26 protein-coding genes are annotated in these 21,838 nt (G+C 44.1%); 3 read left to right on the forward strand and 23 right to left on the reverse strand.

The genetic code is table 11. The features are described 5' to 3' along the window. Window positions 1–122: 122 nt before the first annotated feature. The 13 genes from J1C86_RS10475 to J1C86_RS10535 form a co-directional block, all read right to left on the reverse strand. Window positions 123–1,979: a Cna B-type domain-containing protein gene (locus tag J1C86_RS10475; RefSeq protein WP_125408927.1), complete on the reverse strand. Its 1,857-nt coding sequence runs from the start codon at window positions 1,977–1,979 to the stop codon at window positions 123–125. 468 nt (window positions 1,980–2,447) lie between these two features. Then, the gene (gene groL, locus J1C86_RS10480; protein WP_125408925.1) at window positions 2,448–4,070 is read right to left on the reverse strand and encodes a chaperonin GroEL; all 1,623 of its coding nucleotides are present in this window, start codon (window positions 4,068–4,070) and stop codon (window positions 2,448–2,450) included. 23 nt (window positions 4,071–4,093) lie between these two features. Next, window positions 4,094–4,375: a co-chaperone GroES gene (gene groES / locus J1C86_RS10485; RefSeq protein WP_002919847.1), complete on the reverse strand. Its 282-nt coding sequence runs from the start codon at window positions 4,373–4,375 to the stop codon at window positions 4,094–4,096. Window positions 4,376–4,578: 203 nt separating this feature from the next. Continuing rightward, a complete protein-coding gene (locus J1C86_RS10490) occupies window positions 4,579–4,869 on the reverse strand; it encodes a hypothetical protein (protein WP_004189594.1) in 291 nt (96 codons plus the stop codon). A gap of 12 nt (window positions 4,870–4,881) precedes the next feature. Next, on the reverse strand, window positions 4,882–5,712 hold the full coding sequence (locus J1C86_RS10495; RefSeq protein WP_002923061.1) for a PTS system mannose/fructose/sorbose family transporter subunit IID: 831 nt from the start codon (window positions 5,710–5,712) through the stop codon (window positions 4,882–4,884). 1 nt (window position 5,713) lies between these two features. Further along, on the reverse strand, window positions 5,714–6,571 hold the full coding sequence (locus tag J1C86_RS10500; RefSeq protein WP_002927051.1) for a PTS mannose/fructose/sorbose/N-acetylgalactosamine transporter subunit IIC: 858 nt from the start codon (window positions 6,569–6,571) through the stop codon (window positions 5,714–5,716). 27 nt (window positions 6,572–6,598) lie between these two features. Next, a complete protein-coding gene (locus J1C86_RS10505) occupies window positions 6,599–7,093 on the reverse strand; it encodes a PTS system mannose/fructose/N-acetylgalactosamine-transporter subunit IIB (RefSeq protein WP_125407769.1) in 495 nt (164 codons plus the stop codon). Window positions 7,094–7,135: 42 nt separating this feature from the next. Then, window positions 7,136–7,573: a PTS sugar transporter subunit IIA gene (locus tag J1C86_RS10510; RefSeq protein WP_125407767.1), complete on the reverse strand. Its 438-nt coding sequence runs from the start codon at window positions 7,571–7,573 to the stop codon at window positions 7,136–7,138. 219 nt (window positions 7,574–7,792) lie between these two features. Next, on the reverse strand, window positions 7,793–9,076 hold the full coding sequence (locus J1C86_RS10515; protein ID WP_125407765.1) for an ABC transporter substrate-binding protein: 1,284 nt from the start codon (window positions 9,074–9,076) through the stop codon (window positions 7,793–7,795). Beyond that, the gene (locus J1C86_RS10520; protein ID WP_002896732.1) at window positions 9,073–9,756 is read right to left on the reverse strand and encodes a response regulator transcription factor; all 684 of its coding nucleotides are present in this window, start codon (window positions 9,754–9,756) and stop codon (window positions 9,073–9,075) included. Before J1C86_RS10520 ends, J1C86_RS10515 begins: the two co-directional genes overlap by 4 nt. After that, entirely contained in the window at window positions 9,749–11,062 is a 1,314-nt protein-coding gene (locus J1C86_RS10525) for a sensor histidine kinase (RefSeq protein ID WP_002907421.1), read from the reverse strand. Before J1C86_RS10525 ends, J1C86_RS10520 begins: the two co-directional genes overlap by 8 nt. Continuing rightward, the gene (locus J1C86_RS10530; protein WP_049542013.1) at window positions 11,062–12,048 is read right to left on the reverse strand and encodes a substrate-binding domain-containing protein; all 987 of its coding nucleotides are present in this window, start codon (window positions 12,046–12,048) and stop codon (window positions 11,062–11,064) included. Before J1C86_RS10530 ends, J1C86_RS10525 begins: the two co-directional genes overlap by 1 nt. Before the next feature lie 279 nt (window positions 12,049–12,327). Then, window positions 12,328–12,723 carry a single-stranded DNA-binding protein gene (locus J1C86_RS10535; RefSeq protein ID WP_002896737.1) on the reverse strand — a complete coding sequence of 132 codons (396 nt, stop codon included), beginning with the start codon at window positions 12,721–12,723 and terminating at the stop codon, window positions 12,328–12,330. A gap of 128 nt (window positions 12,724–12,851) precedes the next feature. Here J1C86_RS10535 and J1C86_RS10540 point away from each other — a divergent pair, with 128 nt between their 5' ends. Next, on the forward strand, window positions 12,852–13,439 hold the full coding sequence (locus J1C86_RS10540; protein ID WP_125407763.1) for a hypothetical protein: 588 nt from the start codon (window positions 12,852–12,854) through the stop codon (window positions 13,437–13,439). 80 nt (window positions 13,440–13,519) lie between these two features. On the opposite strand, the gene ytpR is transcribed toward J1C86_RS10540, so the two are convergent. From ytpR to J1C86_RS10555, 3 genes are read right to left on the reverse strand one after another with little or no spacing between them, the layout of a single operon-like run. After that, entirely contained in the window at window positions 13,520–14,146 is a 627-nt protein-coding gene (ytpR, locus tag J1C86_RS10545; RefSeq protein ID WP_125407760.1) for a YtpR family tRNA-binding protein, read from the reverse strand. 14 nt (window positions 14,147–14,160) lie between these two features. After that, on the reverse strand, window positions 14,161–14,478 hold the full coding sequence (locus J1C86_RS10550) for a thioredoxin family protein (RefSeq protein WP_125407758.1): 318 nt from the start codon (window positions 14,476–14,478) through the stop codon (window positions 14,161–14,163). Next, window positions 14,475–14,762, reverse strand: coding sequence for a DUF4651 domain-containing protein (locus J1C86_RS10555; RefSeq protein WP_125407755.1), 288 nt, complete (start codon window positions 14,760–14,762; stop codon window positions 14,475–14,477). The genes J1C86_RS10550 and J1C86_RS10555 overlap by 4 nt, the downstream gene beginning before the upstream one ends. A gap of 169 nt (window positions 14,763–14,931) precedes the next feature. Between J1C86_RS10555 and pepA the strand changes: the two genes are divergently transcribed. Both pepA and J1C86_RS10565 read left to right on the forward strand, forming a co-directional pair. Further along, window positions 14,932–15,996 carry a glutamyl aminopeptidase gene (gene pepA, locus J1C86_RS10560; RefSeq protein WP_125407752.1) on the forward strand — a complete coding sequence of 355 codons (1,065 nt, stop codon included), beginning with the start codon at window positions 14,932–14,934 and terminating at the stop codon, window positions 15,994–15,996. A 119-nt stretch (window positions 15,997–16,115) separates the two neighbouring features. Next, a complete protein-coding gene (locus J1C86_RS10565; RefSeq protein WP_125407749.1) occupies window positions 16,116–17,600 on the forward strand; it encodes a DUF1846 domain-containing protein in 1,485 nt (494 codons plus the stop codon). A 54-nt stretch (window positions 17,601–17,654) separates the two neighbouring features. Here the strand turns inward: J1C86_RS10565 and J1C86_RS10570 are convergent, their stop codons facing one another. The 7 genes from J1C86_RS10570 to J1C86_RS10600 all read right to left on the reverse strand — a co-directional run bounded on the left by J1C86_RS10570 (window position 17,655) and on the right by J1C86_RS10600 (window position 21,837). Then, window positions 17,655–18,089 carry a hypothetical protein gene (locus tag J1C86_RS10570; RefSeq protein ID WP_125407746.1) on the reverse strand — a complete coding sequence of 145 codons (435 nt, stop codon included), beginning with the start codon at window positions 18,087–18,089 and terminating at the stop codon, window positions 17,655–17,657. A gap of 9 nt (window positions 18,090–18,098) precedes the next feature. Further along, window positions 18,099–18,263, reverse strand: coding sequence for a hypothetical protein (locus J1C86_RS10575; RefSeq protein ID WP_124765806.1), 165 nt, complete (start codon window positions 18,261–18,263; stop codon window positions 18,099–18,101). Then, complete coding sequence (locus J1C86_RS10580; RefSeq protein WP_002896748.1) at window positions 18,260–18,463, reverse strand: helix-turn-helix transcriptional regulator; 204 nt, start codon at window positions 18,461–18,463, stop codon at window positions 18,260–18,262. The genes J1C86_RS10575 and J1C86_RS10580 overlap by 4 nt, the downstream gene beginning before the upstream one ends. Before the next feature lie 148 nt (window positions 18,464–18,611). Beyond that, window positions 18,612–19,649, reverse strand: a complete 1,038-nt coding sequence (locus tag J1C86_RS10585) for a sensor histidine kinase (protein WP_125407744.1) — start codon at window positions 19,647–19,649, stop codon at window positions 18,612–18,614. Next, window positions 19,616–20,314 carry a response regulator transcription factor gene (locus J1C86_RS10590; protein ID WP_125407741.1) on the reverse strand — a complete coding sequence of 233 codons (699 nt, stop codon included), beginning with the start codon at window positions 20,312–20,314 and terminating at the stop codon, window positions 19,616–19,618. The genes J1C86_RS10585 and J1C86_RS10590 overlap by 34 nt, the downstream gene beginning before the upstream one ends. 12 nt (window positions 20,315–20,326) lie before the next feature. Next, the gene (locus J1C86_RS10595) at window positions 20,327–21,049 is read right to left on the reverse strand and encodes a lantibiotic ABC transporter permease (RefSeq protein WP_125407738.1); all 723 of its coding nucleotides are present in this window, start codon (window positions 21,047–21,049) and stop codon (window positions 20,327–20,329) included. Further along, a complete protein-coding gene (locus tag J1C86_RS10600) occupies window positions 21,049–21,837 on the reverse strand; it encodes a lantibiotic ABC transporter permease (protein WP_125407735.1) in 789 nt (262 codons plus the stop codon). Before J1C86_RS10600 ends, J1C86_RS10595 begins: the two co-directional genes overlap by 1 nt. Window position 21,838 lies beyond the last annotated feature (1 nt).

Here is a 21,838-nt window from a genome sequence, read left to right on the forward strand (position 1 = left end):
AGGATACAAGATAGTGACTGATTGTAAAAAAGCATTCTTATTTCTGCTTTCTAAAAAACGGCTACTGGTAATCTAGGTTTGGAGTAAAAAATCTCTGTCCCTCAAAGGAACAGAGATGAAATTTATTTCTTCTTCGCACGGAAGACAATGAAGCCTACCAAGCCTACTAGAGCTACTCCAGCAGCAATCATGATCCAGCTAGCATTCTCACCCGCTTTAGGGAGAACTTTCTTGGTTCCAACATTAGAGGCATTTCCTCCGCCAGTACCATTGTCTGATTCGATGATCACAACAGTGCTTCCTGTAGTGCTGCTTGAGCTAGAAGTCGTGCTACTGCTGCTTGAGCTACTTGAACTGCTTGAACTAGAGCTGCTCTTAGAGCTATTGTCCGAGCTAGGTTTCGGCGGTTGCGGAACTCCCGGAACTGGTGTATTGGTAATGTTCATACCATCAACAGTGGCTGTATAACCATAAACACGATCTTCAGTAACTGAGTAGACAATATCTTTTCCATCTTCACCAGTCGCTGGCAAGTCAGTGAACTCATACTTCCACTCACCCTTATCATTCGGACCAACTTCTTTATGATCGACTTCAACGCCATTTGCATAGAGACGAACGGTAATCTTGTCTGGACGTTTGCCATCTTTATCGTTGTCATCATTCCAAGTCTTGGTACCTGAAGCAGTAATCAATGCCTTACGGTTGGTAAAGTCTTTGTAAATAATACCAGAACCATAATTTTTGAGCTGAGCGGCATTAACCTGAATCTCTTCATCTGACAGTTGGTAACCTTCTGGTGCCTTGGTTTCCTTAATCAGATAATGCTCCTTAATCAAGTTGCTGAAAGAAGCAATCCCATTAGCATCACTGGTTGCTTTTTGAACAATTGTCACACCATCTTCATCGTACAATGTGAATTCAGCACCTGCTAGGGCTTTACCAGCTTCATCTTTCTTAGTCACCTGCACACCATAGACATCCCCATGTGCATAGCCGTTTGCACGTTGGTAGCGGACAGCAACTGAAGATTTTTGCTCTTCGATATTATCTGCTCGCATGATTGCTTCGTTCGGGAAGAGTGTTCCATCAGTCGGAACTGTAGGGAAGTTGACACGATAGCGAACATAGAAGCCTTCATTGGCACCGATATGCCCCATGTTAATGGTAAAGGAACGCTTGTCAGCAGCAAGATTAATCGTATAATTTGCTGTCACATCCTCGCGTTGCTGACTTAGTCGGTAAGAGTTATCAGCCGGGTCAACAACCCATGAACCTTTAAGAATTTGGAAGCTGTTGAGATCAATTTCTCCGGTATTAAAGCCCAGAGTATCTGAAATAACAACATTATCCAGTTCTTGATTTTGTTGGTTGATATTCAGGCTGTAAGTAATGCTCTTGATATTATCCGCATTATTCCAGCCGTATTTTATGAAAGTATAAGGAGTTGCTTGGCCAGGAAGACCTTTGTAGTCAATTTTTCCATATTCAACAATCTTCTTGCCAACGATAAGTTTCAGAGGAATAGAGCCTTTATCTCTGGCTACTGTATGATCAACGCGAGCTAAAAGATGAACTTTCCCTTCAATATGAGAGCGAGTCAGGACATAGTCTGTATAGGTCAGTGTAAGCTGCTTAGAGCTTGCATCAACCACAGCTGTCGCTACGAGATTGCCGTCATCATCTTTGACTTCAAAATCAGCTCCCTCCAAAGCAAATTCAGCAGGAAGTCCAATGGTCGTAGTATCTCCTGGCTGAACCTTGCCATAATTAAAGGCAAAGTTTGCGTCAATTTGGAATTTTTCCCAAGGGGAGAGGCCGTCAGTCAGTTCTTCACCCTTTTGATTGTAGACATTGATTGATGTGATAACATCATCTACCGTGTTAGCTCTGGCAGATTGACTGCTAGAAAACAGGCTAAAGAGGAGCACAAAGGCTACTGAGAAAAAGCGCGCAATAGTATGAGATATTTTTTTCATAAATAATCCCTCCATTTTTCCTTTTTTCCTTTTTACTGAACATGTAAAAAACATTAAGATTTCTTTACATTTCCAATTTACTACATATATTAGACTAGCATACGATTGACCATAAGTCAACTAATTACCTTAACCGGTTCCGGTTTGGTACACAGGTTGTAAACCAGTTTATTTCTCCAAAAACCTTGTCATATAGGAGTTGGAAACAGTTTCATTCGTCACCTTTTTGTATTCTTTGAAACAAAATTGTAATATTTGACAACCTAATAAATGAACAAACATTGATAATATGACTACAAAATTAATCATATATATAAATATATTTTGACAATAAACATAAGTATGAAAGCTTCGGACAAGACTTGTTATAATCAAAAAAAACTGAACAAATATGCTCAGTTTTCTAATTGATAAATATAAGATAAAGATTATATCTAATTTATACGAGTATATAATCCCGTTATTTTTCTACATCATTCCGCCCATCATGCCTGGATCCATAGCTGGAGCTGGGCTTGCTGGTTCTGGTTGATTAGCTACTACTGCTTCGGTTGTCAAGATAAGGCTGGCAACAGAAGCGGCATTTTGCAAGGCTGAACGAGTCACCTTAACTGGGTCAATGATTCCAGCCTCAATCATGTTAACCCATTCGCCAGTCGCAGCATTGAAGCCTGTACCAGCTTCAGAGTTTTTCAGACGGTCAATGACGATTGAACCTTCAAAGCCTGCATTCAGAGCGATTTGACGAACAGGCTCTTCCAAGGCGCGAAGAACGATGTTACGTCCAGTTCCTTCATCCCCTGCCAACTCAAGACCTGCGACAGCGTTCAGAACGTTGATATAGGCCGTACCACCACCGGATACGATTCCTTCTTCTACCGCTGCACGCGTTGCATTAAGGGCATCTTCGATGCGGAGTTTCATTTCTTTGAGTTCTGTTTCTGTGGCAGCTCCGACCTTAATCACAGCTACACCACCGGACAATTTAGCCAGACGCTCTTGCAGTTTTTCACGGTCAAACTCAGAAGTGCTGCTTTCAATCTGTGACTTAATGACTGCCACACGGTTAGCAATAGCTTCAGGATTGCCAGAACCTTCCACAATCACAGTACTGTCCTTATCAACAGTGACTTTAGAAGCTTGTCCAAGCGCTTCAATCGTAGCATCCTTGAGCTCTAGGCCAAGATCATCTGTAATCACTGTACCGCCTGTTAAGATAGCGATGTCTTCCAACATAGCCTTACGACGATCACCAAAGCCTGGTGCCTTGACAGCCACCACATTAAAGGTTCCGCGAATCTTGTTAAGAACCAATGTTGGCAGAGCTTCTCCGTCCACATCATCTGCGACAATCAAGAGCGGACGATTAGTTTTCAAGATATTTTCCAATAATGGCAGAATCTCTTGAATGTTAGAAATTTTCTTGTCAGTAATCAAGATGTAAGGATTGTCCAGTTCAGCCACCATTTTTTCATTGTCGGTTACCATATATTGAGACAAGTAGCCACGGTCAAACTGCATTCCCTCAACTACATCCAGTTCCGTTTCCATTCCTTTGGACTCTTCGATAGTAATAACGCCGTCATTTCCAACTTTTTCCATAGCTTCTGAGATGTACTCGCCGACTTTCTCGCTGCGAGAAGATACGGCAGCAACCTGAGCAATAGCTTCCTTGTTAGAAACTGGCACTGAGTTAGATTTCAGAGCTTCAACAGCTGTCGCAACGGCTGCTTCAATCCCGCGGCGGATACCGATTGGATTAGCACCAGCTGTAACATTTTTAATCCCTTCACGGACGATAGCCTGAGTCAAAACAGTTGCTGTTGTTGTTCCGTCACCAGCGATATCGTTGGTTTTTGAAGCTACTTCTGACACCAGCTTAGCGCCCATATTTTCAAAATGGTCTTCTAGTTCGATTTCCTTGGCAATGGTTACACCGTCATTGGTGATAAGGGGTGAGCCAAAGGATTTTTCCAAAACGACATTGCGGCCTTTAGGACCCAAAGTCACCTTGACAGTATTCGCCAAGATGTCAACTCCACGAACCATACTGCTTCTTGCATCTGCTGAAAATTTAATATCTTTTGCCATTTTATTATTCCTCTCTTCTAATCTTACTCGACAACTGCTAGAATATTGGCTTCACTGACTAAGAGATAAGCTTCATCTCCGTCCTTGACTTCCACACCTGCATGGCTTTCTACCAGAACCTTGTCCCCTTCCTTAACGCTCAGGGCTACCAGCTCACCGTTCAAAGTACGAATGCCTTGACCGACTGCGACAACTTCTGCTGTCTTAGTCGCTGCTTGGCCGTTGCCTGCAATGACAAATCCGCCAACTTTCTGCTCTTTTTCTTCTACTTTCAAGACCACACGGTCTCCTAATGGTTTTAACATGTTTTTCCTCCAAAGATTGATTTTTTAGCACTCTAAACTATCGAGTGCTAATCTATAGTTATTATTTTATCACTTGGTCAGAAATAGTCAAGAAAAAAACCGGCTAGATGAAAGAAAAATTTTATTTTTTCTTCACCTGGTCCTAAACTCAAAAAAACAAGTCCGAGCTAAAATCCTCTCAGACTTGTCTTTAGGGGGAATGTCTATCTTGCAAGTTTTAGTTTTGCTTCAAAATCATCAATCACTTTTTGCAGATTTAGGCGTCCTCTATAGATACCATATCCAAATACGAGCATGGCTAAGATACCCAGTAGAGCTAGGACGATTCCTGCAATCAGTGCTAGGAGATTGGTCTCATGAAAGAGATAAATCAGAACAAGACCGATGCTGGCAATGGCAAAGAAGAGACTGAACCAGCGTCCTAGATTTTCAATCATATGCTTCTGGTAGTGAATTTCTGTTTCATAGCCTTGAATCAATTCTTGTTCTGTCATGATCTTCTCCTTTTAATATTTCAATCCTGGGTTGAAGAAACCAACTAATACACCAACAAAAGCAACTACAACGAGAATGAGCATAACTTTGATTGGAGAAAAGTTTTTCTTCGCCATCAGCCACCAACAGAAAACGATAAAGAGTGCTGTCAAGAGACCAGGGTAGACACCATCTAACTGATCTTGCATGACCAAAAATGCTTTACCAGATGAATCTTTCAATTGGAAGGCCGTTTTTACTGGAACCCAAGTAGCAGCAACTGCTCCGATAACCATACCACCAACGATAGATACTGATTTACGGATAGCCTGTCCTTGAGGACCTACCAAAAATTCAACTGCCTTATCACCTAATTCATAACCTTTGAAATAGGCGAATTTCATACCTGCATAGGCAAGTAAATTCCATACTACAATGTAGAAGATTGCACCAAGAGGTGAACCGCCATTAGAGAGTCCTAGGGCAATCCCTAGAATAATCGGAATCAAGGTACCAACAATAAGGGAATCCCCAATACCTGCAACCGGTCCCATAAGACCAGCCCGCAGTCCATTTATAGTTTCATCATCAACTCCATCAGCACCATTGGCACGTGCTTCTTCAAGACCAGCTGTAATCCCAACAATCAAAGCTCCCAGCTGAGGTTCTGTATTAAAGAAAGCAGTATAAGTTTGCATAGCCTTTGCCTGCTCTTCTTTATCCTTATAAAGCTCCTCCACCACTGGCAACATAGAAGCTAAATAACCAAAGGTCTGCATGTGTTCTTGTGAAAAACAGGTTAGATTCCCATAGTACCAATGATGGAAAGATTTGCCTAAAGTTTTTCTTGTTAATTTTACCATCTTAAATATCCTCCTCATCATCGTCTTCAATAAAATCTGCATTTGGTCCTGCAGTAGCTTGCGCTCTTATATTTTTAGCCATTTGAATTTCATAAAACAGAACGGCGAAAATCAGAGAAACAACAGCACAAGAAACAAGATTCAGACCCAGAGAAGCTGCCAATGTAAAACCGACAAAGAAAGGAATGAAATCAACAGCTTTTTCAACAATTTGTTTTAAAAGGATAGCGATTCCGACACACGGAAGAAGTGAGCCAACTGTAAAGAGAGTTTTCATAGGAATTCCATCCAACGGTAGGGCTGATTTCAAAGTTGTTACAGCCTCAGCACCTAGTTTACACATGATAAGTGTAGGCAGGAATGAAAAAACCAAGTGTGAAATCCAAGGGAAACCCCAATCGACTACATATAGCTTTTTAAAATCCTTTTTTTCTACTGCTTTCCAACCAATATGCTGCCAAAGCAGATTCATAGTTGCTGTACCATAGAAGAGTACTGTACCAACTGTTCCTACTAGAGTTCCCATTGATTTTGCAAGGTTTGCTGCATCAGCAGAATCTAAAGTTAAACCTTGTGTCTTAATGGCAACCATAGCAAGTGGAATCCCGATGTAAGAAACAGCTCGCACATCAGCAGAGACAGTACCACCAGGAGTGACCAAAGCGATGTAAACCAATTGCATAGCAACTCCACAAACAATACCAAGCTTAATATCACCTAAGATAAGACCAGATATTAAACCTCCAACTAAGGGACGTCCTAATGTATAGTTACCAATAGATGTACCACCCAAACCAGGCATAGATGACAGACATGCAAATAATCCCAGTAAAGCGGCTTGTAGCCAAGAAATTGTCATAATAGACTCTCCTTTTCATTATTATAATTAAAAACCAAATTTAGACTTGAAATCGCTCCAGTAACCGATGGAAACATCTGGCAAGAGCTGGAATTTGACTTTGTAGCCAGCTTTTTCAATCGCCTCAATCGCTTCTGCCTCTTCCTGGGTGATGGACTGGTTATTGCCCAGCTTAACAGCTCCCGGACGGTCATTAGCAGGACCGACGATGATTTCCTTAACATCCCCGGGTACAAAACCTTGGTCCACTAGGATTTCCTTCATGTCCACAGGATTTTTTGTAATGAGGAAATAGCGACTGTCTGAATCTGTGACCTTGCCTGATTTTTCCTTGAAGGCTTCCTTGGTCCAAACAAAAGTCTTCTTATCAGAAGCTCCCTTGTAGGCCTGAATCAAAACCTTGTTTCCTGCTGCTGCATTATTAACTGCAATCAAGCCATCACAAGGGTATTCCTTAGCCCAGCGAGTGACTGTTTGACCGTGGATCATGCGGTCGTCAATCCGTACAAATGATACTGTCATCTTTAAAATCTCCTTTTATCTTTTATAATGTATGCGGAAGCACTAAATATCGTCTTCATCTTCGTCAGCTGCATCACTTACGACTTCAAATTCCTGCAAAGCAGCTGTGGCCTCGGAAAGGATAGCCTGAGCCAGCTCTTTCCCGTCCAAGATGTCTTTCATAACCAAGCCAGTCAGTCCCATGGTCAGGTTCAAACCTCCCAAGATAACTGCTGAGTTGAGCTTACCCATGTCGGCTAAGACGCTAGCTGCTGTCGTCAGAGGACTGCCTCCTACAATATCAGCCAGAACTAAGACACTGTCATCAGCGCTTAAGCCAGCCAAAGCCTGAGTAAAATCAACTGCAAAATCATCAACTGACTTGCCTTCCTGAAGACCGACTGCAATGACCTGATCCGTCTTGTCTCCGGCAAACATCTTCAAGGAACTCTGCACGCCTGCTGCCAGTCCCCCATGGCTGATCAGTACAAGGTATTTCATCTTTCCTGCCTCCTTTATCCTTCGACTTCTTAGCCAAGTCAGGCTTTAGATGACGAAGGATTTATTGATGATTTTATTGTACAGGATATGGAACCGGTTTCATATTGTCAAATGTCACTTTGCCCAGATGACATTTGTTAGGAAAAATATGACATTTGTCATATTGGTCTAGGCAGCTGTACTTTTTCTGATTTAATTGGCAATAAAAAAGAAAGCAGATTATTTTCCGCTTTCTATTTCTCTTTGAATGCTCGGCAAGGCACTGTCAATCTCTTGATTCTGCATAGCATTTTGAATCAGATAGTCCATCCGATCCATCGTATGACGGTCCACTTCCAGACTGATGTCAATGATGGAGCGATTCATCATGTGGTCTAGCCTCTCAGAAGTCAAGGAATCCAAGCCAAAATCATCAGCCTGTAAGATTTCTCTAGCCTGTTGACTTTTCACCACAGATGGTAAGACTGAGGTCCCCTGCGATTTTTCAAACAAGGCCTGCTGGCTTTCTTTATCCTGTGACAGCAAGAGCATAAATTCCCAAGCCAGCTTTTCTTGCTTGGTATTGGAAGACATGCCAAAGAGCGAGGTCTTGACCTGTGTTCCCATCACCTGGCTATTGGCTGTTGGCATGGGGATACAGGTCCAGGAAAAGCTGGAGTATTTGGCAACATGGTATGGATAGGGCTTGTAGGTCCGATACTGGGCCAGACTCATAGGATAGAAGGCCACCCGCCCCTCATCAAAATCATTAGAAGTCACCTTATAGTGCTGGCTGAGCATATCTAGCTTGCTCATAAAGGCCAAGGCTTGGTGCATCTCTGAGCTGTCTACATTGATACCGGATTTATCGATAAGATGGCCGCCATAAGCTACCAGAGCCTGCTGCCAAGTGTAATCTGTAATACCGTACTGATCCACCACACCATCGCCATTGGTATCCTTGGTTACTTTCTTGCAAATCTCATAGAAATCCGCCAGGGTCCAACCTGACTCAGGAATGCTAATTCCTTCCTTTTCAAGCAGGTCTTTATTGACACACATCATGATAGGATTGCTCTCAACTGGAAGGGCATAGCTGACTCCCTGATATTTCCCAGCTTCATAAGCCACTGGATAAAAGGCTGTCCGTTCATCATCCGTTAGGAGGGTATCCAAGGATTTGAGCGCACCAGTCGAAGCCAACATGCTAAAGTCGTTTTCCGGTAGCATAAAGAGATCCGGCTGCTCTCCTTTCAAGACTTGCTCCGCCAGCCAGTCAGCGTAATCATCCTTAGGAATCCCGCTTTCATAGACGACCTTGACATGAGGATGCGTCTTTTCAAACTTTTTAATCAGCCTGTCCAAGACCTTGTTTTCGCGGCTGTTAGGCACATCCCAGCTAGAGCCAGCATAGACCCCGATACGCAGGACTTTTTCCTGAGCCGAAGCCCAAAAGACAAAAGCCAAGGCAACAGATATGACAAGGACAACCAACAGGGCCACATGTCTTAGTCTCCACTTCATTTGTCGCTTTCCTTACTAAAATCTCTCTGGGTGACTCCGGTCTGCACAGCCCAGATAGCCAGCTGGGTTCTGTCGCGCAAGTTGAGCTTGGCTAGGATACCTGACAGGTAATTTCGGACTGTCCCTTCTGATAGAAAGAGCTTGGCTGCAATTTCTTTATTAGAAATCCCAAAGCCAATCTGCTGAATAATCTTCCACTCCGTCCGGCTCATGTCCTCTATATTTTCCTCCGTCACTGTGATAGCAAAGTTGGACTGGGCCATCTGTGAAAAGATTTTGAAGACCTTGGTAGCAATATTGGGATTAATCATAGCTCCGCCCCGATAGACTGTCTGAATGGCTTCGTGAAGCTCTTCTGTCGAAACCCCTTTGAGAATATAGCCAGACGCGCCGTATTTGAGAGCGGAGAAGATAAATTCATCGTCATCAAAGGTCGTCAGAATGATAATCTTAACATCCGGATACTGCTCTTTGACAGCCTTAGTACAGAGAACACCGTCCATGACTGGCATGCGAATATCCATCAAAATCACATCTGGGCGCACCCGATGAAGCTTTTCCAGCACTTCCTTGCCGTCTCCGACCGTCCCGACTACCTCAATATCTGCGTGGGCAGACAGAATGATTTGCAGAGACTCGCGAATCAAGGCCTGATCGTCTGCTATTAAAACCTTAATCATGTCTTCCTCCTATTTTTGGGATTTCGATATGCGTGTAGAAACCGTCCCGATTTTCAAAGCGGACGCTTCCGCCAATAATCATTAGACGCTCCTGCATCTGCTTGAGGCCATAGCCATAGTGGAGTTCATCAAAACCAACACCATCATCCTGAATGGTCATTACATAGGACTCTTCCTCCAGCAACTCAATCCAGATAGTCTTGGCATGCCCATGGCGGACAGAGTTGGTAATAGACTCCTGAATCACCCGGAAGACAATGTCTTCCTTGGCAATATCCAAGTCGATATTATCCCATTCGTAGCGGAGATGAATCTCCAAGTTGGAGATAGCTTCATACTCACGGATAATCTTAATCAGAGCTTCCTTCAAAGTGTTATTTTCCAGAGCTCCCGGCCGCATCTTATTGAGCGATCCGCGGACATCACGGATACCATCTCGAACGACGACAGAGACATTATTGAGCTGCTCCTTAGCCCGATTGGTATCAATATCAACCAAGACCTTGACCGCATCAATACCCGCTGAAATTCCCGTCAGGGCATGGCCCAATGTATCGTGAATCTCTCTGGCAATCCGCTTCCGCTCTCGGTCTTCTGCTATTTTTTCGGACAAGGCCAGATAAGAGTTCAACTCGCGATTGGCCTGAGAAGCCATGCGCAGCTCTTCCTCAATCCGATGACGCTCTGTAATAGCCGATAGAATATAGAAGAGCAAGGAAATCATAAAGACGACGATATTGAGGGAGTAGAGAAAGTTCTTGCCAAAAAGCAGCAACAGCCGGACGGACTCTGGGTAAAAACGAATATAGGTATCTAGAGAAGGCAACTTGATAAAGAGCGACATGAGGTCATAGTTGGACAAGAGCAGCATGCCAAAGCTCAAAATAATGAAAGAAAACCAATACTTCTTGTCCTTGGAAGAATTGAACTCCTTAGAGCCATAGAAAATATCCGCAAACACCAGGAGAATCAAGCCATTGTAGGACGAGTGCAGAACGGAAAAGATGACTAGCATGAGCAGGATTTCAATAATAGTCGCTTTGTCATAGACGGACAGCTGATTGGGGTGGCGCTCCCGGTAGTACATGACCAAAAGCAGACAGGCATAGAGGCTAATTGATACCCAGAAAATCAAGCTGGGAGAGCCCGGAATAGCATCCAAACGCTCCAAAAGCGAGTGACTGAAGCCCTTAGCTGCTACATAGTTGGTCGCAAAAAGATAGATGGACGCATTATAGACAATGGCAACCAGATTGATGACCATCAAGGCTATTTTGCTGTAAAATATACTTTTTTGAGGTCTCATTATTGCCACCCTGTAACTGTGTATTGACTGATATTATCCCTATTAACCAGATGAACTGGAATCAGGTATTGGCTGTCGTAGGATTTCCCCTCCTGCATCAGCTCAATTACCTGCGCCACCTTGCGTCCCATCTGAATGGGCGATTGGGCCACGGTCCCCTCTATGTCGCTAGTCGTAGCCAGAAAGTTTTTGATATCTGGTGAACCATCCACGCCATAGATTGAGATTTTCTTATCAAGACCTTGATTTTTAATAGCAGCCAAGGCCCCGATGGCTGCTCGATCATTGAGCGCCATAACTACATTAAAGTCTAAACCTTCATCCAGAGCCCCTTTGACCTGTGGCATGGTTTCCTCAGTCTGGCCTAGTGTTTCTTTCTGGGAAATAATCTTGTAGCTGGGCTGTTTTTCAATCGTATCAATAAATCCCTGAATCCGGTCCATGGCAGAGACGGCATTGCGGTGTTCTAAAAGGAGAATGTTGGCAGAAGGCAAGCGCTTCATCATGTCCTGGGCAATCAGGACGCCTGCTTGGTAGTTATCAGACACAATGGTCGTATCCACTTTTACATCCTGACTGATAGGCGCATCCACTACGATGATTTTAATACCAGCTTTCTTGGCCTTTTGAAGAGAGGAAATGATACTTGGACTATTACTTTTCACCGGATTGATAACAATGACATCAACCTTTTCTCGGACAAAAAAGTCAATCTGCTGGCTCTGCTTGCCCTCATCCAGCTCAGGATCCCGAACGTAGAGCCTGCTGCCCTGCTGGTTAGTTTTCTTCTCCAGCTCCGCATTTAAGGTCTTGTAAAAGTCATTGTTCATGGTCATGTAAGTCACCCCAATCTTGACCTGCTTCTCATCTGGCAAAACGCCCTTGAAATAAACAAAAAGCAAACCCAAGATAAGCAGAATAAAAAGCGGCCAGAGAGCCTTCTTCTGATAATGCTGTATCCGTTTTTTGACCTTAGCTGATACCATTTTCCACCCCCTATACCGCAAGCGCCTTTATGGAACATATAGCATTATTATATTACAAAGCCGCCAAAAAGCAAAATCTTTCTAGAAATAGCTATAATAAAAGAGGCGAGACAGAATCTAAAAAATCCATGATTTTTGATTCTTGGTCCCACCTCGGCAATCATAATTAAACTTTTAAAAGCTTGAGAGAAATAGAATTCAGTCAAACAGATCTTGCATCCTGCAAAACTGAATGATGATTTTTTGGCGCAAGGTCATTTCCCACTCTTTGCTTCTTGCTTAAAAGGGAAGTTCCTCTTCTTCCAATACTAAATCTGCTAAATCAGCTCCGCTGTTATTTTCACGCAGAGCGCGCTGAGCCCGACTTTCCAGAAGCTGGAAGCTATGACAAAGCACCTCTGTCACATAATGAGTCGCCCCCTCCTTCTCATAGCGACGAGTCCGTAGCTCACCATCCAGAGAAATCAAGCTGCCCTTACTTGCATAGCTGGCTAAAGTCTCAGCTAGACGCCCCCAGACAACCACATTTACAAAATCCGCCTCACGCTCACCGCTCTGAGATTTATAACGGCGATTAACCGCGACCGTTGCGCGGGCCACAGATTTTTCATTCGCAGTCTTGTGCAGTTCAGGTGTAGCCGTCAGCCGGCCGATTACAATTACTTTATTATACATTTTATATCCTCCTAACTTATCATTCGTAAAAGGAGGCAAAAAGTGAAAAAAATGTGGTATAGTAATGATAAAAAGGAAAGTTGTAGTTTCTGCCCCTTTTCTACTAGATTTATACGACGGAGGCTCCGATGACCATTAAACATTCGCCTGTGAAAAATCTTCTTTTTATCCTGATTTCTCTGTGGTTCGGAAGTTTTTCCGCCTTGGCTGCCGTAGACTACCTGACCGGCTCCAACCCCTACAAAGATACTAGTTTCTTTGTCCTTAGTCTGCTGGTTGCTGCTTTCTTCTTACTGCTCCTTATCTTTGCTATTCGCAGACTAACCATTCATGCGACTATCCTCTCCTTTGACCACGAATATGTAACCTACCATTATAGCGGACTCTTATCAGCTGCCACCTACTGCATTCCTATGCAGCAGATTAGTCATGCTCGCTACAGCCGAGATAGTGAAGAATCCGAGATTAGTCTTTGGATGGAGGACGGCTTCCATGACTTTGCAGCCTTTAACCATCCCCGTCATAAGATTTATGCCTATCCTGATAGCCAACTCATCGGTATTGTTTTCAAGAGAAAACGCCTCAAATTATTGGAAGACCACGGCCTAAACAGCCTTATCTACCAATACAAATACAGCACTCCGAGCCAGATTCACACAGCCACTCCTCAATCATCAACCGACTCGCAAAGCAATAGCGACAGCGTCTTCTTTTGAGACAGTGTGGACACGAGCCATAAGTTTCTAACAAAAAAGCTCAGAAATTCTGAGCTTTTTATGATGTTGAATCCTTATTTTTATCCCTGCCAATGTTTGGCTGGGTCAAAGGCAGTTCCAACTAGTTCGCTATCGGCTAATTCAATGATGCCACGTTTTTGAGGCGCATTAGGTAACTGAAGTTCCCGTGGGCTGCACATCATACCAAAACTCTTTTCGCCTCGAAGTTCTCCTGGAAAAATCAAATTCCCTTTAGGCATCATGGCACCTGGCAGAGCCACAATCGTTTTGAGGCCGACTTTGGCATTAGGAGCACCAGCCACGATTTGAACGGTCTTATCAGCAGCTACCTGCACTTGGCAGATATTCAGGTGGTCACTATCTGGATGAGCTACCATATCAACAATTTCTCCAACCACAAACTTCGGCTGGCTGTCATTAACCAAGTCCGCTGGGAAGCCTTCCTTGCTCAGCTCCTGATTGAGAATAGCCACTTGCTCATCTGTCAAAAAGACCTGTCCGCGCTCTGCAATTTCAAAAAGGTCTGACTGCTCAAAAATATTCCAAGCTACAGTCTGGTCATTATCTTCACGGTAAACACGCGCTACCCGTCCCTTGCGCTCAGCCGCCAGTTTAGCTCCTTGATTGTCCGCAGCAATAACCATCAGCACGTCGCCGACATATTCTTTATTATAGGTAAAAATCATTTTACGCTCCCTTTTTATCTTATACTCGCTAAAAATTCATTGATTTGACCCTTGGTCTTGCGTTCACGATTGACCAGACGGCCAATCTCCTGTCCCTTTTCCAACACTACTAAGCTGGGAATCCCGTATACGTCCCACTCTTTGGCCAGATCCAGATAATCATCACGATCCACTTGGATAAAGCGATAGTCAGGATTTTCCGCTTCTATCTCTGGCAGAAAAGGTTTGATAAATCGGCAATCTCCGCACCAGTCAGCTGTGAAAAAGAAGACAGTCTTCTCCCCATCATTGACATAAGAAGCCAATTCCTCTATATTTACAGGAAAAATCATGCTTCTTCCTCGTAGCTTAGCTGACCATTTTCATAGACAAAAGCAAAATGGCGGTCGTCCTCTAAGACCAGACCACCAACCAAGCGGTCATCTGTGGACTCGTAGAGCTTAACATAAAGGCAGGAAATAGTGCCCTGACTGGAAAAGAAATCTCGCACAAGCTCGACGATTTCCTCCCGATTACGCAGTCTTTTCTGTTCCTGTAAGACTTTGGCTGCCCCAAAAGCCAGCGCTCCAGCCCCCAAAAGGGCGGTTGTGGTTAAAATGATTTTTTTAGCTTTCATGTAGAATATTTTAACACAAAAGAGCAGAGGCGACAAACAATATTCCAGATTTTCCTGGGAGAAGCTGCATTCTTGGGCGGGCAGCCCTCTTGATTCTATAAGCTATAAGATTTCCCTACTCATTTACCGCAAAAAGTGATAAAATAGGGGGCAGAAAGAAGGTAAGTTTATGACAACATTATTTTCAAAAATCAAGGAAGTAACAGAGCTTTCTGCTATTTCAGGTCACGAGGCACCTGTTCGCAGCTACCTGCGGGAAAAAATCACTCCCCATGTCGATGAGGTTGTCACCGACGGCCTGGGCGGTATCTTTGGGGTACGCCATGCAGAAGCTGAAAATGCTCCCCGTGTATTGGTAGCAGCCCACATGGACGAGGTCGGCTTTATGGTCAGCGAGATTAAAGCTGACGGGACCTTCCGCGTAGTGGAAATCGGCGGCTGGAATCCGCTGGTCGTTAGCAGCCAACGCTTCAAACTCTTTACCCGTGAAGGTCGGGAAATCCCTCTTATCTCAGGCTCTGTCCCTCCTCATCTGACGCGCGGATCTGGCGGACCAGTTATGCCACAGATTGCAGATATTGTCTTTGACGGAGGCTTTGCGGATAAGGCAGAAGCCGAAAGCTACGGCATCCGTCCAGGAGACACGATTGTGCCAGACAGCTCTGCTATTCTCACAGCTAACGAAAAAAATATCATCTCCAAAGCCTGGGATAACCGCTACGGCGTCCTTATGGTCAGCGAATTAGCTCAAACCTTGTCTGGTCAACCACTAGACAGCCAACTCTATGTCGGCGCCAATGTTCAAGAAGAGGTTGGCCTGCGTGGTGCCCATGCTTCAACGACAAAATTTGTCCCCGAGGTCTTCTTGGCTGTGGACTGCTCCCCAGCAGGTGACATCTACGGCGGTCAAGGGGCCATCGGTGACGGAACGCTGATTCGCTTCTTTGACCCTGGTCATCTCATGCTGCCCGCTATGAAGGATTTCCTCTTGACAACTGCTGAGGAAGCAGGCATCAAGTATCAATATTACTGCGGCAAGGGCGGAACGGATGCTGGTGCTGCCCATCTCCAAAGCGGCGGCGTACCATCTACCACTATTGGTGTCTGTGCCCGCTACATCCATTCCCACCAAACTCTCTATGCCATGGACGATTTCTTGCAAGCCCAAGCTTTCCTGCAAGCTTTGGTCAAAAAGCTGGATCGCTCAACAGTGGACACGATTACCAACTATTAATTTCAAAAGGCAGCTCGTTCTTCATTCGGGCTGCTATCTCTTTTGTCTGATACTTTCCCTTTCAACTTTCCAATTTGAAGAAAATTTTGTTATAATGCTTAGCAGAGGTGAAAATATACATGAAAAAAATTGCTTTTGATTCTGAGAAATACTTAAACCTGCAGCGCGACCATATCTTGGAGCGCATTAATCAATTTGAGGGCAAACTTTACATGGAATTCGGCGGTAAAATGCTGGAAGACTTCCATGCTGCCCGCGTCCTGCCAGGCTATGAGCCGGACAATAAAATCAAACTTCTCAAAGAGCTCAAGGACCAAGTGGAGATTGTCATTGCTATCAATGCCAATAATATTGAGCACTCTAAGGCGCGTGGTGATTTGGGTATTTCCTATGACCAGGAAGTACTGCGACTAATCGATACCTTTAACGAGCTGGATATTTATGTAGGCTCAGTGGTCATCACCCAGTATTCCGGTCAGCCGGCGGCGGACCTCTTCCGCAGCCAGCTGGAAAAGAATGGCATTGCCTCCTATATCCACTACCCAATCAAGGGCTACCCGACCGATATGGACCATATCATCTCACCTGAAGGTATGGGGAAAAACGACTACATCAAAACCAGCCGTAATCTAGTCGTAGTAACCGCACCTGGTCCTGGTTCTGGTAAATTGGCTACTTGCTTGTCCAACATGTATCATGACCAAATCAATGGCATCAAGTCAGGTTACGCCAAGTTTGAAACCTTCCCAGTTTGGAATCTGCCCCTGCACCATCCGGTCAATTTAGCTTATGAGGCAGCGACGGCAGACCTGGACGATGTCAACATGATTGATCCTTTCCACCTGCAAACCTACGGAAAAACCACAGTCAACTACAATCGTGATATTGAAATTTTCCCAGTCCTCAAGCGTATGCTAGAGCGCATCCTTGGAAAATCACCCTATGCTTCTCCAACGGATATGGGCGTCAACATGGTCGGCTTTGCCATTGTAGACAATGATGCAGCTATCGAGGCATCTCAACAGGAAATCATCCGTCGCTACTACCAGACGATTCTGGACTTCAAGGCAGAGCGCGTTTCTGAATCTGCTGTCAAGAAAATCGAACTCTTGATGAACGACCTGGGCATCACACCGCTGGACCGTAAGGTAACAGTTGCTGCGCGTGCCAAGGCTGAAAGCACCGGTGAGCCAGCTCTAGCCTTGGAATTGCCAAACGGTGAAATCGTAACCGGTAAGACCTCTGAACTCTTTGGTCCTACGGCTGCTGTATTGATTAATGCCATTAAGAAATTAGCCTATATTGCTAAAGAAACCAAGCTGATCGAGCCTGAGTATGTCAAGCCAATCCAAGGCCTGAAAATCAATCATCTGGGCAGCCGAAATCCGCGCCTCCACTCAAACGAAATCTTAATGGCTCTGGCAATCACAGCCATGGAAAATCAAGATGCAGCAAATGCCATGCAACAACTCGGCAATCTCAAGGGCAGCGAGGCCCACTCCACCGTCACTCTGACTGATGAAGACAAAAACGTCCTACGTAAGTTGGGCATCCATGTTACCATGGACCCCGTTTACCAGTATGATCGACTCTATAGAAAATAAAAACAAGCTCTGTTAAAAGCTTGTTTAGAAAGCTGGCGTCGCCAGCTTTTTTTGTTAATAACGCTTGGACAGGAGAAAGCGCAAAAGATAGTAAAGTCCCAAAACCAAGATAATGGTCAAGGTCAGAAACTGATTGAGACTTAAGATGATTGGGAAAACCATAGACAGGACACTCAGGCACGCTGCCAGCAGCAAAAGGATATTAAAAAGCAGAGTGCGAGTCTTTTCGTCAATCATGCGATTGCGCTCATCAGTCACCTGAATGTAGAGCTTATCAAAATTTTCTTCCCGTCTTAGGGCAAGATTATACCGAATGGTCATCAAAGAAAGCCCCAGCAGGATGCCGACCATGACTCCTTCCTGCTGATCATCCAGAGAATGAAAGTGGCTCCAGGCCAATCCTACCAAGATGATAAAAGTTAAGATTCGCCCCACGATAACTTTTCTTTGAAGTTTTTTCCTAAATTCTTGTTTAGTTAATGTTTCCATGTCATCCTCCTATTTTTCATACGCTTGAAAAATTTTCAATATCACCACAATCAGGAACATTCCCACAAAAGGCAGGATTTCCTTAGGGATAAAATTTGCTTGCAAATGGAGATAAGATAAGCCAACCACCACCAAAATAGCCAATATCCATTTACACAAATAAGTCCATTTCATGATTCATCCTCCTCAAAGAGAAACACTTCTTCAATCCTTAAATTGAAAAAGGATGCAATTTTATGAGCCAAAAGCAGCGAGGCATTGTAGCGGCCTTTTTCCAAAGAAATAATCGTTTGTCTCGTGACCTCTAGCTTCTCAGCCAGTTCTTCTTGGCTGAGCTTTTTTCTTTTTCGCAATTCTTGAATTCGATTTTCCAAGGTTGCTTCCTTTCCGCAATGTAAAACAAACTTTGCTTTTCAAATATAGTATAGTCTCCTTTACATATTTTGTCAAGAATAAAACGACAAAAAAGAACTGAAACTTTAAACATTTCAGTCCTTTTATCATCTTTATTGATTTCCTTTGTTATTTGCTTTTTAAAGCCACAGTCAACTCGACACAGGCTCCTCCTTGGTCTGGATTGAGCAGGGTCAGACGACCACCGTGCAAGAGAGCTACCTGCTTAGAAAAGGCTAAGCCGATACCATGATGGGGATTAGCTGAATTGCGGCTTTGGTCACTCTGATAAAAGAGCTGTTCCGCTCCCAGCAGCATCTCCTCTGAAAATGAAGGGCCGTTGTTCCAGATAGCAAAAACAAACTGGTCTTGCTGCACTGATACCGTCAGCTTGACTTCCTTTTGATCCTGATTAGCATGTTCAAGCGCATTCAGTAAAATATTGAGCAAAGCCCGTTTGAGATAGTCCAAATGAATCGACAAAATCAGACTAAGATTACAATCTTCTTGGAGATAAAAACGATAGCTTTCCTGTTTGCTGAACAGTGCCCAATCGTCCTGGAGATAAACCAAAAAGTCCCCTAAGGAAAGCTGACTGAACTGATTAGAATCAATCTGAAAGGTCTTAGCGTAATCAATCAAAGAGCCACAATACTCTTCCATCTTGTGACTAGCCTGCAAAATCTCAGTAGCATAGTCTGCCTGTGGCTGGCCCAACTGCGCCAACTCCAAAAGCTCAGCATTCCCCTTAATCACAGTTAGGGGCGTCTTCAAATCGTGCGATGTCGCTGATAGCTGTAAAATCAACTCCTGATTATGCTGCTGCTCTCTTTCTAGAAGACGAGCATTTTCTTGGTGGCTGCTCCGTAAATCGCTATAGACTTCTAGCATTTCCTCAATCCGAAAAAGCTGGCTTTGATTTTCTTCTAAAAGCTTCTTGCTCGTTAGCATTTTTATTTCCCTATCGATTTTTCGGAGCAATTTCAAAATATGATAAAAAGTAATCAGCAGTAAGCTCCCTGCCCAAAAGAACAAGGTAAAAAGAACGTGATTACTTCCTTGCGTAAATTCATAGCCTATAAGCACAAAAATCAAAACATGGAAAAAAACGATTTTTAAACTGGTTGTCCAGACTAGGCTTTTGAAATTTCGTGTTCTAATTGCCATCTATAGCCTACTCCTCTCACTGTTGCGATTGCTTGCAACCCTTCTTGTTTGCATTTTTGGCGAATCTGATATACGTATTCTGAGATGGAGCGAAGCTGTGTTTCTGAGCTTTCTGGGTAAAGCAAGGTATACAGGCGTTCAGCTGAAAAGGTCTGCTTGGGATTGCTAGCTAATAAATGCAGCAACTTAAACTCTCGCTCTGAAAATTTCAAGACTTTACCAAAACAGGCAACTTCATAGCGCTCTGGATAAAATTGACAAGAAGCAATTTCAGAATAGCGCTCCTCACGTCTTTCCTCCCGCCTAAGATGAGCTCTGACACGCGCCAGTAATTCTTTGGTTCCAAAAGGCTTGACAATATAGTCATCTGCTCCGCGAAAGAGCCCTTCCACCTTGTCCGCCTCCAACTCCTTGGCCGTCAGAAAGATGATTGGACACGAAAGATGAGGACGAATGTAGGAACACAGCTCAAAACCATTAACAGGCTCCATCATCACATCCAGCAGAATCAAGTCATATCCGACAAAATGCGTCAGCTCTAGGTCTTCTATCCGATCAAGCGTCGTCACATCATAAGCATCGAGCTCTAGGACGTTTTTCACTAGCTTCAAAATGCTCCGGTCGTCATCAACCACTAAAATACGATACTGTCTCATAATTTCCATTATAGCATACCTCTAGCGAACATCTCGTTTCAAGGTTAAGAATATAGCAGAGCTCCAAACCAAAGCTAACCATAACAGTTGTATTCCCAGCCCTGATAGATCTATTGAATGCTGAAGCCCTTCATACTCAAAAAGATTTAGGGTAGCCAGATCGGGCAGGTATTTTGCTTCCTTGATGAACGTTGCCAATAAACGGCTGAGACCAATCAAGAGAGGAAAGAGCACCGACACCGGCACAACCCAAGATTGAAATAGCAAAGCGAGGCCGGCAGTTAAAAAAGCCAGAAAAAGATTGCTGAGAAGGCCGAAAGAGCTGTAATAGAGGAATTTCCCTAGTAAGGACCAGCTAAAGTCTAGGTCAAAACGAGCCAGCATAACAAGGAAACAGCTGCCTATCATGACACTGTAGAGAACCAAGAGCAGCAAGGTCAGAAAAAGGAATTTCCCAGCCAACCAAGCCTTTCTATTTGATACGGTTAGAAAATTAGTTCGCATCCCAGACTTGACAAACTCTTGGGCAAAATAGAGAGAAGTAAAGATGACCATGACAGGCTGCGCCAGATAGAGAGCATGCAAAACCTCGCTCAGAGCCTTCGTCTGACCAACTGCTGTCTGACTGTAGTCAAGGTTCATCAGAAAAAATGGAACAGCTACCATAGCCACCAAGGCTGCACCAAGAGCGAAATAGTAAGAACGGAACTTAATCCATTCACTTTTAAGCAGAGCTTTGATCATCAGTAGCGCCCTCCTAAATCCGTCTTCAAAAAGCGCAGAGAGGTTATGCCGCCGATGACTAGTAACCATGCGCCTAGTATCAAGAGCCCTTGTAAGGGATTGTTGACATATTGGGAAGTTGGCGTTGCAGTAAACAACTCTCCTGCTGGCTGTGGCAGATAAGCTCCCCAACTCGTGTGAGCAGCTAGATAGTTTCCTAGATTATAGATTTGGGGTACGAGAAAAAGCAGAGGAACTAGCATGGTCCGAGCCAATAAACCTAACAAAAATGAAAGGATTCCTAATAGGGTTAGAGATAAGGTTTTCCACAAAATCAAACTCCAAGCTGCCTGATTGAGCAGAATCGGATCAAGCCCTTCCTTTCCTAAAGCAAGATGCATGACCATATAACTACAGTAGATTGATAAAAAGCTACTGGCAAGAGAAAAGCAAGCAAAGGTCATGAGTTTCCCCACAAGCAACTTCAGGCGGTTATTACAGGTCAAAAGACTGGTTCTCAAGCTATGAGACTGAAATTCCATAGCTCCCAAAATTCCAGCTAAGATGACCAAAACCATGCCTGCCATTGAGGCACCATTGAGGCCTAGATACTCCAGCGGGTCAATGGCTTCTGCCAGGCCGGGAACCGTCTCAGGCGTAGCATCCAAGCCGACAGATAAATACTGTCGACCCTCCAGCCAGGATACGGCAGGCACCAATAGCAGCATGAAGGCCATACTCACTTTGAAAGCCTTGGTTGAGCAAATTTTCAACCATTCTGAATGCAATAAGGACAGCGTTTCTTTCATC

It is taken from the genome of Streptococcus sanguinis, from assembly GCF_050220005.1.
GTDB lineage: Bacteria > Bacillota > Bacilli > Lactobacillales > Streptococcaceae > Streptococcus > Streptococcus sanguinis_Z.

Coding starts and splice junctions, on each gene's coding strand:
- J1C86_RS10490 (WP_004189594.1), bottom strand. CDS start 4,869: ATGACAGAACAAGAATTGATTCAAGGCTATGAAACAGAAATTCACTAC.
- J1C86_RS10520 (WP_002896732.1), bottom strand. CDS start 9,756: ATGATTAAGGTTTTAATAGCAGACGATCAGGCCTTGATTCGCGAGTCT.
- J1C86_RS10550 (WP_125407758.1), bottom strand. CDS start 14,478: ATGATTTTTCCTGTAAATATAGAGGAATTGGCTTCTTATGTCAATGAT.
- J1C86_RS10555 (WP_125407755.1), bottom strand. CDS start 14,762: ATGAAAGCTAAAAAAATCATTTTAACCACAACCGCCCTTTTGGGGGCT.
- J1C86_RS10500 (WP_002927051.1), bottom strand. CDS start 6,571: ATGACAATTTCTTGGCTACAAGCCGCTTTACTGGGATTATTTGCATGT.
- J1C86_RS10590 (WP_125407741.1), bottom strand. CDS start 20,314: ATGGAAATTATGAGACAGTATCGTATTTTAGTGGTTGATGACGACCGG.
- J1C86_RS10540 (WP_125407763.1), top strand. CDS start 12,852: ATGACCATTAAACATTCGCCTGTGAAAAATCTTCTTTTTATCCTGATT.
- J1C86_RS10595 (WP_125407738.1), bottom strand. CDS start 21,049: ATGATCAAAGCTCTGCTTAAAAGTGAATGGATTAAGTTCCGTTCTTAC.
- J1C86_RS10505 (WP_125407769.1), bottom strand. CDS start 7,093: ATGACAGTATCATTTGTACGGATTGACGACCGCATGATCCACGGTCAA.
- J1C86_RS10585 (WP_125407744.1), bottom strand. CDS start 19,649: ATGGCAATTAGAACACGAAATTTCAAAAGCCTAGTCTGGACAACCAGT.
- pepA (WP_125407752.1), top strand. CDS start 14,932: ATGACAACATTATTTTCAAAAATCAAGGAAGTAACAGAGCTTTCTGCT.
- J1C86_RS10475 (WP_125408927.1), bottom strand. CDS start 1,979: ATGAAAAAAATATCTCATACTATTGCGCGCTTTTTCTCAGTAGCCTTT.
- J1C86_RS10575 (WP_124765806.1), bottom strand. CDS start 18,263: ATGAAATGGACTTATTTGTGTAAATGGATATTGGCTATTTTGGTGGTG.
- J1C86_RS10570 (WP_125407746.1), bottom strand. CDS start 18,089: ATGGAAACATTAACTAAACAAGAATTTAGGAAAAAACTTCAAAGAAAA.
- J1C86_RS10495 (WP_002923061.1), bottom strand. CDS start 5,712: ATGGTAAAATTAACAAGAAAAACTTTAGGCAAATCTTTCCATCATTGG.
- groES (WP_002919847.1), bottom strand. CDS start 4,375: ATGTTAAAACCATTAGGAGACCGTGTGGTCTTGAAAGTAGAAGAAAAA.
- J1C86_RS10530 (WP_049542013.1), bottom strand. CDS start 12,048: ATGGTATCAGCTAAGGTCAAAAAACGGATACAGCATTATCAGAAGAAG.
- ytpR (WP_125407760.1), bottom strand. CDS start 14,146: ATGATTTTTACCTATAATAAAGAATATGTCGGCGACGTGCTGATGGTT.
- groL (WP_125408925.1), bottom strand. CDS start 4,070: ATGGCAAAAGATATTAAATTTTCAGCAGATGCAAGAAGCAGTATGGTT.
- J1C86_RS10565 (WP_125407749.1), top strand. CDS start 16,116: ATGAAAAAAATTGCTTTTGATTCTGAGAAATACTTAAACCTGCAGCGC.
- J1C86_RS10510 (WP_125407767.1), bottom strand. CDS start 7,573: ATGAAATACCTTGTACTGATCAGCCATGGGGGACTGGCAGCAGGCGTG.
- J1C86_RS10535 (WP_002896737.1), bottom strand. CDS start 12,723: ATGTATAATAAAGTAATTGTAATCGGCCGGCTGACGGCTACACCTGAA.
- J1C86_RS10515 (WP_125407765.1), bottom strand. CDS start 9,076: ATGAAGTGGAGACTAAGACATGTGGCCCTGTTGGTTGTCCTTGTCATA.
- J1C86_RS10525 (WP_002907421.1), bottom strand. CDS start 11,062: ATGAGACCTCAAAAAAGTATATTTTACAGCAAAATAGCCTTGATGGTC.
- J1C86_RS10600 (WP_125407735.1), bottom strand. CDS start 21,837: ATGAAAGAAACGCTGTCCTTATTGCATTCAGAATGGTTGAAAATTTGC.